The organism is Xanthomonas sp. JL1 (genome assembly GCF_038405005.1).
This window is the reverse complement of record NZ_JBBYGR010000050.1, coordinates 1-16,399: the sequence shown is the minus strand read 5'-3', so window position 1 is coordinate 16,399 and position 16,399 is coordinate 1. Positions and strand designations below refer to the sequence as shown.

General features: G+C 65.6%; 11 protein-coding genes and 1 pseudogene. 6 read left to right on the top strand and 6 right to left on the bottom strand.

Annotated features, from left to right (window positions below; genetic code table 11):
* Positions 1–175: 175 nt before the first annotated feature.
* The 3 genes from purL to xerD form a co-directional block, all read right to left on the bottom strand.
* A complete protein-coding gene (gene purL, locus WJW29_RS11715) occupies positions 176–4,228 on the bottom strand; it encodes a phosphoribosylformylglycinamidine synthase (RefSeq protein ID WP_011257719.1) in 4,053 nt (1,350 codons plus the stop codon).
* A gap of 398 nt (positions 4,229–4,626) precedes the next feature.
* Positions 4,627–5,424 carry a DsbC family protein gene (locus WJW29_RS11710; protein WP_011257718.1) on the bottom strand — a complete coding sequence of 266 codons (798 nt, stop codon included), beginning with the start codon at positions 5,422–5,424 and terminating at the stop codon, positions 4,627–4,629.
* 454 nt (positions 5,425–5,878) lie between these two features.
* Positions 5,879–6,850: a site-specific tyrosine recombinase XerD gene (gene xerD / locus WJW29_RS11705; protein WP_011257717.1), complete on the bottom strand. Its 972-nt coding sequence runs from the start codon at positions 6,848–6,850 to the stop codon at positions 5,879–5,881.
* A gap of 426 nt (positions 6,851–7,276) precedes the next feature.
* Between xerD and WJW29_RS11700 the strand changes: the two genes are divergently transcribed.
* Positions 7,277–7,744: an RDD family protein gene (locus WJW29_RS11700; RefSeq protein WP_011257716.1), complete on the top strand. Its 468-nt coding sequence runs from the start codon at positions 7,277–7,279 to the stop codon at positions 7,742–7,744.
* 110 nt (positions 7,745–7,854) lie between these two features.
* Here WJW29_RS11700 and WJW29_RS11695 read toward each other — a convergent pair.
* The 3 genes and pseudogenes from WJW29_RS11695 to lptF form a co-directional block, all read right to left on the bottom strand.
* A pseudogene (locus tag WJW29_RS11695) lies at positions 7,855–8,154 on the bottom strand (hypothetical protein).
* A gap of 4 nt (positions 8,155–8,158) precedes the next feature.
* Positions 8,159–9,265 carry an LPS export ABC transporter permease LptG gene (gene lptG, locus WJW29_RS11690; protein WP_011407635.1) on the bottom strand — a complete coding sequence of 369 codons (1,107 nt, stop codon included), beginning with the start codon at positions 9,263–9,265 and terminating at the stop codon, positions 8,159–8,161.
* Positions 9,262–10,344: an LPS export ABC transporter permease LptF gene (gene lptF / locus WJW29_RS11685; RefSeq protein WP_011407634.1), complete on the bottom strand. Its 1,083-nt coding sequence runs from the start codon at positions 10,342–10,344 to the stop codon at positions 9,262–9,264. The genes lptG and lptF overlap by 4 nt, the downstream gene beginning before the upstream one ends.
* Before the next feature lie 107 nt (positions 10,345–10,451).
* Here lptF and WJW29_RS11680 point away from each other — a divergent pair, with 107 nt between their 5' ends.
* From WJW29_RS11680 to WJW29_RS11660, 5 genes are all read left to right on the top strand, one after another.
* On the top strand, positions 10,452–11,924 hold the full coding sequence (locus tag WJW29_RS11680) for a leucyl aminopeptidase (protein ID WP_011257713.1): 1,473 nt from the start codon (positions 10,452–10,454) through the stop codon (positions 11,922–11,924).
* Positions 11,924–12,229, top strand: coding sequence for a hypothetical protein (locus WJW29_RS11675; protein ID WP_011257712.1), 306 nt, complete (start codon positions 11,924–11,926; stop codon positions 12,227–12,229). Before WJW29_RS11680 ends, WJW29_RS11675 begins: the two co-directional genes overlap by 1 nt.
* Before the next feature lie 40 nt (positions 12,230–12,269).
* Positions 12,270–12,695: a DNA polymerase III subunit chi gene (locus WJW29_RS11670; protein ID WP_011257711.1), complete on the top strand. Its 426-nt coding sequence runs from the start codon at positions 12,270–12,272 to the stop codon at positions 12,693–12,695.
* A 207-nt stretch (positions 12,696–12,902) separates the two neighbouring features.
* Positions 12,903–15,845: a valine--tRNA ligase gene (locus WJW29_RS11665; RefSeq protein WP_011257710.1), complete on the top strand. Its 2,943-nt coding sequence runs from the start codon at positions 12,903–12,905 to the stop codon at positions 15,843–15,845.
* A 7-nt stretch (positions 15,846–15,852) separates the two neighbouring features.
* Positions 15,853–16,155, top strand: a complete 303-nt coding sequence (locus WJW29_RS11660) for a methyltransferase (protein WP_113084415.1) — start codon at positions 15,853–15,855, stop codon at positions 16,153–16,155.
* The last annotated feature ends 244 nt before the right edge of the window (positions 16,156–16,399 follow it).

The window sequence follows — 16,399 nt, the reverse complement described above, 5'->3', positions numbered from 1 at the left end:
AAAACCATCGTGGTCAATTTGCTTGAGAATCCGCGAGTACCGCAACACGCGGAGAAGCTTCTACCGCCCCGCACCTACAGGCAAAGCGCACTCTGCCAAAACGACAACGGCCGCGTGCATCCCTGCACACGGCCGTCGAGTGAGGCATCAGCGGCTGCAGATCAGCCGCACGCCATCAACCGCACCACACCCGCGCATTGCGGAACATCCGCATCCACGGCGAGTCGTCGCCCCAGTCGGCCGGATACCAGCTCAAATTTGCGCTGCGCGGCGTGCGCTCGGGATGGGGCATCAGGATCGTGACGCGGCCGTCGCTGCTGGTCAGCCCGGTGATGCCGTCGGGCGAGCCGTTCGGATTGAGCGGGTACTGCGACGCCACCGCGCCGTTGCCATCGATGTAACGCAATGCCACGCGTGCAGCGGCCTGGTCCACGGCAGTATCGAATTCCGCGCGGCCTTCGCCATGCGCCACCGCCACCGGAATCCGCGAGCCGGCCATGCCGCGCAGGAAGATCGACGGCGACTCCACCACTTCCAGGAGCGCAGTGCGCGCTTCGAACTGCTCGCTACGGTTGCGCAAGAAGCGCGGCCAATGCTCGGCGCCGGGAATGATGTCCTTGAGCTGACTGAGCATCTGACAGCCATTGCACACGCCCAGCGCGAACGTATCGCTACGGGCAAAGAACGCGGCAAACGCATCGCGCAGCGCCGAGCGCTCCAGGATCGAAGTCGCCCAGCCGCGGCCGGCACCCAGCACGTCGCCGTAGCTGAAACCGCCACAGGCCGCGAAGCCGACGAATTCGCTCAGATCCACGCGGCCTTCGATCAGGTCGCTCATGTGCACGTCGTAGGCACGGAAACCGGCACGCTCGAAGTTATAGGCCATTTCGATCTGCCCGTTGACGCCCTGCTCGCGCAAGATCGCCACCGTGGGCCGGGCACCTGTGGCCACGAACGGCGCCGCCACATCGTCGGAGGGGTTGAACACCAGCTTCGGACGCAGGCCCGGCGCCTTGAAATCACGCGCCAGCGCGCGCTCTTCGTCGGCGCTGTCGGGGTTGTCGCGCAGCTTCTGCATGGCATGGGTCACCGACCACCATGCATCGAACAACTCTTCCCAGCGCCACTCGGCCAACACGCGGCCCTGCCCGCTCACGCGAATGCGCGGCGTGCCGGTGGGGCGTGCAATGCGCTGCGCGCATTCGGTCAATGCGTGGCGTTCGACCAGATCGGCGAACGCGGCACGGTCTTCGCTGGCGATCTGCACCACGGCGCCCAATTCTTCGTTGAACAGGCTGCGGAACGCATCGTCGCCCCACGCATCCAGCGTGATATCCAGGCCCTGCCGCGACGCGAACGCCATCTCGCACAACGCGGCAAACGCACCGCCATCGCTGCGATCGTGGTACGCCAGCAACAGCCCGCTGTCGCGCGCGTCGCGGATCAGCTCGAAGAAACTGCGCAGACGCTGCGCATCGTCCAGATCCGGCACATCGCCGCCGAATGCCGGCAATGCCGCGTCATTGGCATACACCTGCGCCAGCACCGACCCGCCCAGCCGCTGCTTGCCGCCACCCAAGCCGATCAACCACAGCTCGCTCTCTTCATCGCTGCGCAACAACGGCGTCAGCTGCGTGCGCACATCGCCGACTGGGGCGAACGCACTGATGATCAGCGAGACCGGTGAAACGCTCTTGTGAGCGACGGGAGTGGGCAGCGGAGATCGGGGATTCGCAACAGCGGAGGACTCCGGTGTTTTGCCAATGCCGAATGCCGAATCACCAATGCCGGCTTCAACCCACTGCGCCTGCATCGACAGCGAATCCTTGCCCACCGGCACGCTCAGTTCGAGTGCCGGGCAAAGCTCCATGCCGACCGCGCGCACGGCGTCGTACAACAGCGCGTCTTCACCGGCATGGCCGGCGGCGGCCATCCAGTTGGCCGAGAGCTTGATGCTGTCCAGCCGATGCATCGGTGCAGCGCACAGGTTGGTGATCGCTTCGCCCACGGCCATGCGTGCGGACGCGGCCGCGTTCAACAGCGCCAACGGAGTGCGCTCGCCGATCGACATCGCTTCGCCTTCGAAGGTGTCGAAACCGGCCATGGTGATCGCGCAATCGGCCAGCGGCAGCTGCCACGGCCCGATCATCTGCTCGCGCGCAGTCAAGCCGCCCACGCTGCGGTCGCCGATGGTGACCAGAAAGCTCTTGGACGCCACGGTGGGATGCGCCAACACGCGCAAGCCAGCCTGCTGCAGATCCAGCGACGCGGTCTGCAGCACCGGCCACTGCGGCGCGGCCGGATGCACTGCATCGCGATGCATCTTCGGCGCCTTGCCGAACAGGACATCCATCGGCAGATCGATTGGAAGCTGGGAGTGGGGAGTGGGGAGTGGGGAGCGGGGAGAAGCAGGAGCGCTTTCAGCACCCGAGAGTGCGCCGTTGCGCATCCCGAATCCCGAATCTCCAATCCCGGAGTCGAAGACTCCATAGCCAACCACCAGCCGCTCCTCCGTCGTGGCCACGCCGACCGCGGCGAACGGGCAGCGCTCGCGGGCGCAGATGGCGGCGAATTCCTCCAGGCGCGCCTGCGGCACGCCGAGCACGTAGCGTTCCTGCGATTCGTTGCACCACAGTTCCAGCGGCGACAGCGACGGATCGTCGCTGAGCACACGGCCCAAATCGATGATGCCGCCCACGCCCGAATCGTGCAGCAGCTCGGGAATGGCGTTGGACAGCCCGCCCGCGCCCACGTCATGGAACCAGCGGATCGGGTTGTCCACACCCAGCGCCACGCAGTGGTCGATGACCTCCTGGCAGCGGCGCTCCATTTCAGGGTTTTCGCGCTGCACGCTGGCAAAATCCAGCGCTTCGGCACTGTCGCCTGCGGCCACTGAACTGGCCGCGCCGCCGCCCAGGCCGATCAGCATCGCCGGGCCGCCCAGCACGATCACCGCATCGCCCGGCTGCAGGCGCAGCTTTTCGACCTGATTGCGATCGATCGCGCCCAGGCCACCGGCCAGCATGATCGGTTTGTCGTAGGCGCGGGTCAGGCCCGGGCCTTCGGCGAGCTCGAAACTGCGGAAATAGCCGAGCAGGTTCGGCCGGCCGAATTCGTTGTTGAACGCGGCACCGCCCAGCGGGCCGTCGAGCATGATGTCCAGCGCGGGTGCCATGCGCGGGTTCAGTGCGCGCGGCGCTTCCCACGGTTGCGGCAGGGTCGGAATGCGCAGGTGCGAGACCGAAAACCCGGTCAGGCCGGCCTTGGGCTTGCCACCGCGGCCCGTGGCGCCTTCGTCGCGAATTTCGCCGCCCGCACCGGTGGCCGCGCCGGGGAACGGTGCGATCGCGGTCGGGTGGTTATGCGTTTCCACCTTGATCGCAAAGGCCGACGGCAGCACCGCTTCCCTGCGGTATTGGCCACTGGCCGGATCCGGGCGATAGCGCGCGGCTGGCACGCCTTCCACCACCGCGGCGTTGTCGCTGTAGGCCGACAAGGTGTGCTGCGGGGTCTGCTGGTGGGTGTGCTTGATCATGCGGAACAGCGAGCGCTCCTGCGGCTTGCCGTCGATGGTCCAGCTGGCGTTGAAGATCTTGTGCCGGCAGTGCTCGGAGTTGGCCTGCGCAAACATCATCAGCTCGACATCGGCCGGGTCGCGGCCCAGCGCGGCGAAACGTTCGCGCAGGTAGTCGATCTCGTCCTGCGCCAGCGCCAGTCCCAGGTCGCGGTTGGCCTGCTCCAGCCCATCCAGCGGCACGCGCTGCAACTGGCCCGGGGCGGGCACATTGAACAGCGCCTCGGCCGCAGCAGCCGAACCGAGCAGCGATTGCGTCATCGGGTCGTGCAGCAGCTTGGCCACGGCGGCCTGCGCGACCGCGTCGTCCGGCCAGCCGGCCAGATCGATGCGGGTGCCGCGCTCCACGCGCTGGATCGGCTGCCCGGCGCCACGCACCAGCTCGGTGGCCTTGCTCGACCACGGCGACAGCGTGCCCAACCGCGGCACCACATAGCGCGAAGCGGCATCCGCATCGCGCACGGCGGGCGCAGCATTGGCCTGCAGAATCCGCCGCAAGGTGGCCTGGTCGGGCGATTGCCCGGCCTCGGCGCGGATGAAGTACACGTGCCAGACGCCGGTGATACGCAGCGCGGGGACGAGGGTTTGCAGGCGGGTTTCGAGCCGAGCGCGGCGGAACGGCGAAAGGGCGGAAGCGCCCTCGAGGACCATCATGTCCGAGGAACCGTGTCAGAAACGGGGCTGCAGATTGTAACGGAGCTGATGGATCGACGCCGGACTGCGCGGGCGCAGGCGGGCAATGCGTGGGGTGATGCGGCCGTGTGGCGGGGCCAAATCCAGCCCTGCGCGGCACGGGTGACCGTGGCTGGCTGACTCGCGGGCTACGAGGCTACATGTCGACGCATTGGCTATTGGCTATTGGTTTCTGTCCAGCCAGCCCGCGGGCTGGCTGGCAGTTGGGCGCGAACTACCAGGTTCAGGCCCCCGATCCCTCCAGCCTGCCCCAAAAAACGCAGAAGGCCGGAATGCATCTGCATTCCAGCCTTCCGTTCGATCGCGCCGGCCACCGATGTGACCCGCCAAGCGGCATCACACCGCCGCTCCGCCGTGGATCAGCGGCTGCCGCCGGCCGTGGCGACGGCGCGCTTTTCCAGCGCCTCACGCAGCTGCGCTGGCGGCAGGTAGCCACCAAGCTGCGTGCCGTCTGGCGCAAAGATCGCCGGCGTACCGTTGACACCCAGGCGCTGGCCCAGGGTGTATTCCATCGACACCGGGTTCTTGCAGTCCTTGGAAGCCACCGGCTGACCGGACTTGGCGGCCGTCAGCGCTTGCTTGCGATCGGCAGCGCACCACACCGCGATCATTTCCTTGTGGTCCTGGCTGCCCAGGCCCATGCGCGGGAACGCGAGGTATTCCACCGCGATGCCCTGCTTGTTGAGCTCGCCGATCTCGCTGTGCAGCTTGCGGCAGTAGCCACATTCCACGTCGGTAAAGACGGTGACGGTGTACTTCGGGTTTGCCGGCGCAAAGACGATGCGGTCGGCTTTGGGCACAGTGTCCAGCTGCTTGCGGCGGTAGGCCAGCAGGCCCGGGCTGGCGGCGAATTGCTTGTTCTGGATGTCGAACGGCTGCGCCTGGATCAGGTAACGGCCGTCATCGCTGACGTACAGCACCTGCCCACCGACGACCACTTCGCGGAAGCCGGGGAATGGTGCAGCACCGAGGTAGTCAGGCTTGAAATCCGGGTCCAGCGCCTTGAGCGCCGTGCTCACGCGCTGATCCACGTTGCCGGCGGCGGCGGGCGCGGCGGCGGGCTTGGCGCCGACAGTGCTTGCCGCAGGCTGCGACGATTGTGCGCAGGCGGTAAGGCTGATCGCGCCCAGCAGCGCGGCGATGGCAAGACGATACATTCACGCATCCAGATGGAATGAGGTGCCGGCATTCTTGCACAGCGCAGATGAAGCCCGGCAGCGGCCGCGACATTTGGCAACACGGCAAGCGAACAACTGCTGCGGCGATGGGACAGACGCGATGCACAGCGCGGTTTCGCGGCTCTGGCGGCAGGTCTGCACGTTGGCAGCACAGAACGTCCTGAAATTTCCTAATCGTCCAATCCTGCTCGCTCCGGCGCTTTACAGTGCGGGTNNNNCCCCCCCCCCGCCACTCTGCCCTGACCGCTGGCGTGATGTATGGCACGAGGAGGCCACGCTCCCGGTCGAGCGCGGCTGATGCTGCATCGCAAACTCCGTCAAGCGTTGTTCGAGCTGCCGCTGGCCGCTTGATTTGACCGGGCACGTATTTCCCAGCCGGGCCCTCAGCGCATCAGCAGTGCGCCCACACGCGACTGGTCAAACGCCGCGCGGACTAACCACGCGGATGATGGCTGGCGTGCAGCTTCTGCAGATGCTGGCGCGCCACCAGCGTATAGATCTGGGTGGTCGACAACGAGCTGTGGCCCAACAGCATCTGCAGCGCGCGCAGGTCGGCGCCGTGGTTGAGCAAATGGGTGGCAAAGCTGTGGCGCAGCCCATGTGGGCTGACCATCGCCGGGTCGATGCCGGCCACCGCTGCGTAGCGTTTGACCAACGCCCAGAAGTGCTGACGACTGAGCGCTTGGCGGGCGGCGTCGATGAATAACGGCACCTGGCCATCCACCGCCGCCACCGGCTTGTTCGCGGCCAGCAGCGGGCGCGCCTCGCGCAGGTAACGTTCCAACCAATGCTGGGATTCCTCGCCCAGCGGCACCAGCCGGTCCTTGCTGCCCTTGCCGGTGACCCGCAACACGCCCTGGCGCAGATTCACCCCGACTGCCGGCAGGTTGACCAGCTCGCTCACACGCAGGCCCGCGGCGTACATCAGCTCCAGCATGGCGCGGTCGCGCAGGCCCGCAGGAGTATCCACCTCGGGGGCGGCCAGCAGCGCCTCGATCTGACTTTCAGTCAACGCTTTGGGCAGCGAGCGCGGCAGCTGTGGCGGGTCGATCAGCGCTGTCGGGTCGTCGCTGCGCACGCCATCGCGCAGGCACCAGCCGTAGAACGCACGCAAGGTCGACAGCAGCCGCGCCGTGCTGCGCGGGGAGTAATTGGCCTGGGCACGCCACCGCAGATAGTCGAACAATGCCACGCGGTCGATGCCGAGCAAACCGCCGCCGGCGCCGGCGCGCCAGCGCGCCAACCCTTCCAGATCGCGCCGGTAGCTCTCCAGCGTCTGCCGCGCCACGCCTTGCTCGGCCCAAAACCGGTCGAGGAAACGCTCGATCACACCGGCATCGGCCGCCTGCAGCGGCGGTAGCTGCTGGGCGAGTTGGCGGCGTTCGGCAGGACTGCTGGCAGACATCGCAACAGCATAGAACGTGGCGCGCGCGTTGCGAGACAACGCGTTGCAGATCGCCGGTATGCGGCATGCTTAGGCACACTGGCTTACGCTGCACAGCGTTGTGATGTGTGACCAGGCCACGCCATCCGCACGCAGGGGCTCTTTGCGTGCCTCTTTGTGCGTGCCTCGCACGACGTGCGCAGCGGAAGGGACGTACGCGTGCGTGTGAGGCGGTGCGATCAGGCAGACAAGACGCAAACACGAATGGTCTACCGGGAATGCGGCGGCCCACCCACCGTATTGATGCCACGACAAGGAGCCGCCGGGCGTGGGCTTGCGCCCGATTGCCCGGAGCGACGCAGCGAATGCGTCAGCGCGGGCAAATGCCAAAGCGCAGCGACCGCAGCGCGGCGTTGCACAGTGACTGGCGACCGTTATGCTCGCGCCATGACTTCGCTCTCTTCGCCGCGCATTGCACGCACCCCTGCACTGGTGGGCTGGCGGCTGCTGGCGCTGTGCTACGACGCCTTGCCAGTGCTGGCGCTGTCGATGCTGATCTCCACTGTATTCACGCTGGGCTTTACGCTCGCCGGGCACCCAGCACGCGAAAACATCGCACCCTTCAGCGGCTGGCAATGGCTGTTGTGGCTGTGCTGCTGGATCACCGCAGGCATCTACGCCACCGCGAGCTGGCGCCGCGGCGGACAGACGCTGGGCATGCGCCCGTGGCGGCTGCGCTTGATCGGTCCACAGGCCTCATGGCGTGCGCTGTGGATACGCTATGCCGTCGGCACCTTGTCGCTGGCGCTGGGCGGGCTAGGATTCTGGTGGGCGTGGCTGGATCGCGACCGGCTGACCTGGCACGACCGTGCAAGTGGGACCCGGCTGCAGCGCAGTGCCAAGACATTGAAGTGATCAGGTCGGCAGTCCACAACCCGCATCTCGCCGATCCCGCTTGTTCGATGCATGCGAACTGCACCTGGAGTGCGACGGGACTGGCGGCGGCGACCCAGCCAGGCTGCGGCTTATTGAGCGCCCAACAAAAGGCGCGCAATCAACCACTGAACTGCATGCCCAAACGCATACAGCACCGCTAAAAATGGCGGAATCAACAAAACATAAGTTGTCGCCCAAGGCATGTTGGTTAACCAGGCATACGCGTGGAGAGCATCCAGCGCGATCATCTGAGGCGTCAGCGGCAGTTGCAGAAAAACGAATTAGCCCTTGGGATCGCCCTGTGCACTAAGCGCTCCCCACACGCAAAACGCAGTCGCCGCCAGATACAGCAGGCAGAGCGCCACTCCCACCATGCTCACCCGCCGCATGCGGTCAGCTACTACGCCTGCGGAACAACCACGCCGATACACCCAGCATCACCATCGGCGGTAGCGCATAGGCGATGCGGTAATCGAGCTTGAGCGCGCCGGCCATGCGGCCGAAAAACAGCTGCAGCAGCCAGAAGCCCAGCGCGAACAGGATGCCCAGGAACAGACGCTTGCCCAAGCCGCCGCTCCGCAGCGAACCGAACGAGAACGGGATTGCCGCCATGCACAGCGCCAGCACGTTGAGCGGATAGAACCAACGGCTCCAGTACTGATCTTCGTAATCGCGCGCATCCAATCCATTGCGGCTGCGGTATTCGATGCTCTGCTCCAGATCATGAGCGGACAGATTGCGCGGCTTGGCGAGGCCAGCGGCCAGCGCTGCCGGATTCAGTTGCGATTGCCACGGCAACTCGGGGAAGGTTTCGCGCTGCACCGAGCGTTCCTGGAAGGTGTCGCGACGTACCTGGCGCAGAGTCCAACGGCCATCGCGATGTTCGGCCACCGACGCATAGGTCAGCTGCTGCATTCTGCCGCTGGAGTCGAGGTGATACAGCCGCACATCGTGCAGATCCAGTGCGGTATCGCCGCCGTCGAGCAACTTCTCTTCACCACTCAAGGCGTTAAGAAAGGTGTCGCCCTCACGTGCCCACAGGCCGGCATAGAGCGAAGCGGCCATATCGCTGTTGTAGCGGGCACTGGCCTTGAGCGTGTCCGCCTGGTTCTGTGCCCACGGCCCGATGGTTTCGCCACTGATCACCATGCTGGCGGTCAGCAGCGCCATCGCTGCGACTACCGAGGCGGACATGCGTTTGCGCGACACGCCCAACGCGCGCAGCGCGGTCAGCTCGGAGGTGGCGGCCAACTGGCCCAGGCCCATCAGCGCGCCAATCACCGCTGCAGTGGGGAACAAGGTGTAGGCCCGGCGCGGCACGGTGTAGGCCACGTAAGCCACCGCATGGCCAAAGGTGTAACTGCCCTGACCAATGTCCTTGGCTTCGCTGGCAAAGGCGTTGACCAGGTCAAGCCCCAACAGCACCGCCCACGTCAGCAGCACGGTGGACAGCACCACCCGGCCGACATACCAATCATGGACCCGCGGCGTCAGCTTCATGCGCGCGCCCTCGGCCGACGCACGCGGCCATCGCGCGCATACGCCCACACCGCCACTGCCAGCAGCGGCAGCGTCAGCCACCACAGGCCCAGCGCGGCCGGGGCCTTGCCGTTGGCGATCCACTGGGTGCCGACGATCATCAGATTGGTGCCGACCATGTAGGCCAGGAACGCCAGCATGATGCGTCCGTAGCGCTGCTGCCGCGGCGCGCTGCGCGACAGCGGCAAGGTCAGCATTGCAAACGCCAGCGCCAGCAGCGGCGGTGCCAGGCGCTCATGCAGCTGCGCGCGTGCGGCGGGCCGCTCGTCGGACAGCAACTGTGTGGTCCACATCACTTCCGGGTCGTTGGCATCGTGCAAGCGGGTGCGGTCGGGCAAGGCAATGTCGCTGCTGGCGAACTTCATCAAGCGATAGTCCAGCGTCGCACCGCCGGCCGGACCCTCGGTACGGTAGCCATCGTCCAGGTGCAGGTAACGGTCGGTCTTGCCTTCGAAGAACAGGGCGCCGCGGTCGGCGGTGACCACATCGATGCGGTCGTTCTGTTGGCGCTGCAGGAAGATCTTGCCCAGGCCCTTGCCGTCGGCAGAGATCGTCTGCATGTACACCACGCCACCATCGGACAACGGCGTGAACTGGCCCGATTCCAGGCCGGCCATCAGCACGCTGCGGTTGGCATCTTCCAGCATCGCTTCGGCGGTGCGGCTCGCCCAGGGGCCCAGCCACAGCGAGCACAGCCCGATGACCACCACCACCGGTACCACCAGCATCAATAGCGGGCGCAACATGCGCGTGGGTCCGACACCAATGGCGGTAATGACGGCCATTTCTGAATCGCGGTACAGCCGCGCCAGTGCCAGCAGCAAGCCCAGCATTAATGCCAGCGGCAGGATGATGGGCAGGTAGGCCACGAATTGCAGCCCCACCTGCGACAGCAGCAAGCGCGCCGGGATGCGGCCATCGGCGATATTGCCGAGGATATCGACCAGCACACCGCCGACGCTGACGACCAGCAGCACAATCAAGGTGGCCAGGAAGCTCTGGGTGAAATCGCTAAGCAGGTATCGATCGAGCTTCGGCATGGGGTGGGCTTGTTTTAAACTCTCGAATTCGTTCGCGGCGCCGCCAGCCTAGTTAGGTTGGCGTAAACAGCCCGCGATTGTACGGATTTGCCTACGGAATCTGATCAATGGCCCTGCAATTCACCCTGAACCAAGACGCGCCGGCAAGCGCTGCTGTCGACTGCATCGTGGTTGGCGCGTTCGCCGACAAGACCCTTTCGCCCGCCGCCCAGGCGCTGGACAGCGCCAGCCAGGGCCGTCTGACCGCCCTGTTGGCACGCGGCGATGTGGCCGGCAAGACCGGCAGCACCACCCTGCTGCACGACCTGCCCGGCGTCGCCGCCCCGCGCGTGCTGGTGGTCGGGCTGGGCGACGCCGGCAAGTTCGGCGTGGCGCCGTACCTCAAGGCCATCGGTGATGCAACCCGCGCGCTGAAGACCGGCGCAGTCGGCACCGCCCTGCTCACCCTGACCGAACTCACCGTCAAGGCCCGCGATGCGGCCTGGAACATCCGCCAGGCAGTCACCGTCAGCGACCATGCGGCCTACCGCTACACCGCCACGCTGGGCAAGAAGAAGGTCGACGAGACCGGCCTGACCACCCTGGCGATCGCCGGCGACGACGCCCGCGCGCTCGCCGTGGGCGTGGCCACCGCCGAAGGCGTGGAGTTCGCCCGCGAGCTGGGCAACCTGCCACCGAACTACTGCACCCCGGCCTACCTGGCCGACACCGCCGCCGCATTCGCCGGCAAGTTCCCGGGCGCCGAAGCCGAGATTCTGGACGAGGCGCAGATGGAAGCGCTGGGCATGGGTTCGCTGCTGTCGGTGGCACGTGGCTCGGCCAATCGCCCGCGCCTGATCGTGCTGAAGTGGAACGGTGGTGGCGACGCGCGCCCGTACGTGCTGGTCGGCAAGGGCATCACCTTCGACACCGGCGGCGTCAACCTCAAGACGCAGGGCGGCATCGAGGAAATGAAGTACGACATGTGCGGTGGCGCCACCGTCATCGGCACCTTCGTGGCCACGGTCAAGGCCGAACTGCCGATCAATCTGGTGGTGGTGGTGCCGGCGGTGGAAAACGCCATCGACGGCAATGCCTATCGCCCCTCGGACGTGATCACCAGCATGTCCGGCAAGACCATCGAGGTCGGCAATACCGACGCCGAAGGCCGGCTGATCCTGTGCGATGCGCTGACCTACGCCGAACGCTTCAACCCCGAAGCGCTGGTGGACGTGGCCACCTTGACCGGTGCCTGCATGGTGGCGCTGGGTCACCAGACCGCCGGCCTGATGAGCAAGCACGACGACCTGGCCAACGAGCTGCTGGCCGCTGGCGAGCACGTGTTCGACCGCGCCTGGCGCCTGCCGCTGTGGGACGAATACCAGGGTCTGCTGGATTCCACCTTCGCCGACGTCTACAACATCGGCGGCCGCTGGGGCGGTGCGATCACTGCCGGGTGCTTCCTGTCGCGCTTCACCGAAAACCAGCGCTGGGCGCATCTGGACATCGCCGGCGTGGCCAGCGACGAAGGCAAGCGCGGCATGGCCACCGGCCGCCCGGTCGGCCTGCTGACGCAGTGGTTGCTGGATCGCGCCGCCTGATGTCGCCGCGCGCGGCACTGGCGCTGATTGCCGGCTTCTCCGTCGTGAAGGGCGCAGCCAGCGCGGTGCCGGGCTGGACCAGCCCTGGCATCGACCTGCTCTGGATCGTCGTGCAGCTGTTGCTGTTGTTTGTGTGGCTGGCGGCCGACAGCCGCCGGCCGGCCTGGATGAATATCGGCATCGTGGCATCAGCCGTGCGGTTCCTGCCGGTGTATCTCTACCGCCCGGGCAACGCCTGCGTGCATTCGGCGGCCCGTTGTTGGCCGTGCTCGGCTGTGCTGCCCTGTTCGTGGCCGCCGGCATGACCACCAAATTCCTGCTCTCCTCTCGCTTTGTGACCGCCTGATGCCCCGTGCCGACTTCTACCTGATCGCCAAGCCGCGCTTCCTCAACGAACCGCTGCGGCTGGTGTGCGAGCTGGCGCGCAAGGCCAACAACGCCAACCTGTCGACGCTGATCCTGGCCCGCGATGCGGAGCAGGCCGAGGCGTTGGACGACCTGCTGTGGGCGTTCGACGACGAAGCCTACGTCCCGCACCAGATCGCCGGCACCGACGAGGAAGACGAGCTGGCCCCGGTGCTGATCGCCGCCCCCGAGTTCGCCGCCCCCTCGCGCCCGCTGGTGATCAACCTGCGCGACGACCCGTACCTGGGCGCCTGCGACCGCGTGCTGGAAGTCGTGCCCGCCGACCCGGCCGCCCGCGAACCGCTGCGCGAGCGTTGGAAACAGTACAAGGCCCTGGGCCTGGAACTGACCAAGTACGACATGTGAATGGGGCGGGGATTGGGGAGTTGGGATTGGGGATTCGTCACAGCGGGCTTGCGCGCATCCACAGGCTGCAGCCAACGACGCATCCGAAATCGCCACCCTCCGTTCCACCGCACCATCGCTGCCATTGATGCGTGGGTTGCCAGTCATGCTCGCCGGCCCCATGACGCAACCAATCCCGAATAACGAATAACCAATCCCAGCCCCTCTATGACCACCCTCGCCTCCAGCTACGACCCCTCTTCCTTCGAATCGCGCCTGTATGCGCAGTGGGAGGCGGCAGGTTACTTCGTGCCGTCCGACACGGGTGAGCCGTACACCGTGCTGCTGCCGCCGCCCAATGTCACCGGCACGCTGCACATGGGCCACGCGTTTCAGCAGACATTGATGGATGCGTTGGTTCGCTACCACCGCATGCGCGGGTACGACACCTTGTGGCAGGTGGGCACCGACCATGCCGGCATCGCCACCGAGATGGTGGTGTCGCGCAATCTGGCATTGGAAGGCAAGGGCGAAACGCGCGACTCGCTGGGGCGCGAGGGCTTCATTGCCAAAGTGTGGGAATGGAAGGCCGCATCCGGCGACACCATCGAGCGCCAGATGCGTCGGCTGGGCACTTCCAGCGATTGGTCGCGCAGCACCTTCACAATGGACCCGCAGCCGTCGGCCGCGGTCAACGAAGCGTTCGTGCGCTGGTACGAGCAAGGCCTGATCTACCGCGGTCAGCGCCTGGTCAACTGGGACCCGGTGCTGAAGACCGCGATCTCGGATCTGGAAGTGGAAAACGTCGAAGAAGACGGCTTCCTGTGGTCGATCCGCTATCCGCTGGCCGATGGCGTCACCTACGAGCACATCGAGCACGATGCCGACGGCAACGAGACCCTGCGCGAGACCCGCGATTATCTGGTGGTGGCGACCACGCGCCCGGAAACCATGCTGGGCGATACCGCTGTAATGGTGCACCCGGAAGATGCGCGTTATCTCACGCTGCATACCGCACGCATCGTGCTGCCGCTGACCGGCCGGCACGTGCCGGTGATCACCGACGATTATGTCGACCGCGCCTTCGGCACCGGCGTGGTCAAGGTCACGCCTGCGCATGACTTCAACGATTACCAGGTGGGGGAGCGACATAATCTTCCGCTAGTAAACCTTTTCACCGCAGATGCGAAGATCATCGATCCACGCAAACAGTACCCAGATGACGAATCCCCCTTCGTCAACGCTGGCATCGATTGGCGCGAACTTGACCAAATTCAGCGCAAGCGTTTAGGTCAGCACCTCGCCTACAAGATTCCGGCGCAGTACATCGGTCTTGATCGTTACGACGCACGCAAGCTGGTGCTGTCCGAGCTGGAAGACCTGAGCATCTTGGTGGAAACCAAACCGCACAAACTGCAGGTGCCGCGCGGCGACCGTACCGGCCAGGTGATCGAGCCTTACCTCACCGACCAGTGGTTCGTGAAAATGGACGCATTGGCAAAGCGCGGGCTGGAACTGGTCGAAAGCGGCCAGATCCAGTTCGTGCCGCCGAACTGGATCAACACCTATCGCCATTGGATGGAAAACATCCAGGATTGGTGCATCAGCCGTCAGCTGTGGTGGGGCCATCGCATTCCGGCATGGTTCGACGATGCCGGGCATTGCCATGTTGGCCACGACGAAGCCGAGGTGCGTGCCAAGCATGGCTTGGGTGCGGAGATTGCGCTGCATCAGGACAGCGACGTGCTGGAAACCTGGTTCTCCTCGCAGCTGTGGCCATTCTCCACGCTGGGCTGGCCGGATTCGCAGGCGATGGCCGAGCGCGGATTCGCGCGTTATCTGCCTTCAAGCGTGCTGGTCACCGGCTTCGACATCATCTTCTTCTGGGTGGCGCGCATGATCATGGCCACCGACAGTTTCACCGGCCAGGTGCCGTTCCGCGACGTCTATATCACCGGCCTGATCCGCGATGCGCAGGGCCAGAAGATGTCCAAGTCCAAGGGCAACGTGCTCGATCCGCTGGACATCATCGACGGCATCAGCATCGAGGATCTGGTGGCCAAGCGCACCAACGGCTTGATGCAGCCGCGCATGGCCGAAAAGATCGAAAAAGCCACGCGCAAGGAATTCCCGGACGGCATCATTGCCCACGGTGCCGACGCGCTGCGCTTCACCATCGCCGCACTCGCGACGCATGGCCGCGACATCAAGTTCGATCTGGGCCGCGCCGAGGGCTACAAGAACTTCTGCAACAAGCTGTGGAACGCCACGCGTTTCGTGCTGATGAACACCGAAGGCGCCCGCTTCACCGGCGTGCCACAACCGCGCACCGAAGCGGAAAAGTGGATTCTTGCGCGCCTGGACAAGGTCACTGCAGAAACCCACGCGCATTACGCCAACTATCGCTTCGACCTGCTCGCGCAGTCGCTGTACGAATTCGCCTGGAACGCGTTCTGCGACTGGTTCGTGGAACTGGCCAAGCCGGCGCTCAACAACCAGGACACCGACGCGGCCGCCAGCACCCGCCACACGCTGCTGTACGTGTTGGAGTCGTTGCTGCGCCTGTTGCACCCGCTCACCCCGTTCGTCACCGAAGAGTTGTGGCAGCAGGTCGTGCCGCGTTTGGGCATCACCACCGCGACTATTTCATTGCAGCGCTTCCCGCAGGTTGGCGATGTCGATACCAGCGGCTATGCCACCGCCGAAGCTGATGTCGAATGGCTCAAGTCGATGGTGTCGGCACTGCGCCGCGTGCGCAGCGAATTGAACGTGCCACCGTCCAAGCAGGTGCGCCTGCTGCTGCAGGCCGACACTGCCGACGAACGACCGCGCGTTGCCCGCTTCGCCTCGCAGCTGTCGTTCCTGCTCAAGCTGGAACGCATCGATTGGCTGGACGCTGGCCAGGACACACCGCCGTCTGCCGCCGCCATCGTCGGAGAACTCACGCTGCTGGTGCCGCTGGAAGGCCTGGTCGACATGGATGCCGAACGCATGCGCCTGGACAAGGAAATCAAGCGCGTGAAAGGCGAGATCGGCAAGTGCAACGGCAAGCTCGGCAACGCGACCTTCGTGCAGAACGCACCAGCAGTAGTGGTCGATCAGGAGCGTGCACGTCTGGCTGACTGGACCACCCAACTGGCCGGTCTGCGCGAGCAACGTGGCAAGCTGTAGGCCCACGATGTCCCCCTTGCCGCCGCCGGTCTGCGTCGCTGCCGGCATGCTAGGCGCATGGGCGGCTGCCCTCACGTGGCCGCAATTGTGCATCTCGCTGCCCGGGCAGCGCGCGTGCGCGCTAGCCATCATGCTGCTCGGCGCGCTGATCAACGTCGTGCCGAAATGGCGATTCCGTCGCGCCGGCACCACGGTCGATCCGCGTCGGCCGCAACGATGCAGTGCGCTGGTGCAAACCGGACTGCATCGTTATTCGCGCAACCCGATGTACATCGGTAACGCCTTGCTGTTGGCGGGCTGGGCCACCTAGCTCGGACATCCGGCTGGCGGCGTGGCACTGGTCGTGTATCTGCTGTACATCGACCGGGTGCAGATCCGACTGGAGGAAGAAGCACTGCAAGAGCGCTTCGGCGCGGCCTACCAAACCTACTGTCAACGCGTAAGGCGCTGGCTATAGACCGCATCCATTGCAACGCCTCACCTGCGGTTTTGGCGTGCTGGAACTGCCAGTTTTCGTTACGCTAGGTCCTGGTTTCTGGCAGTTTTCGCCCATG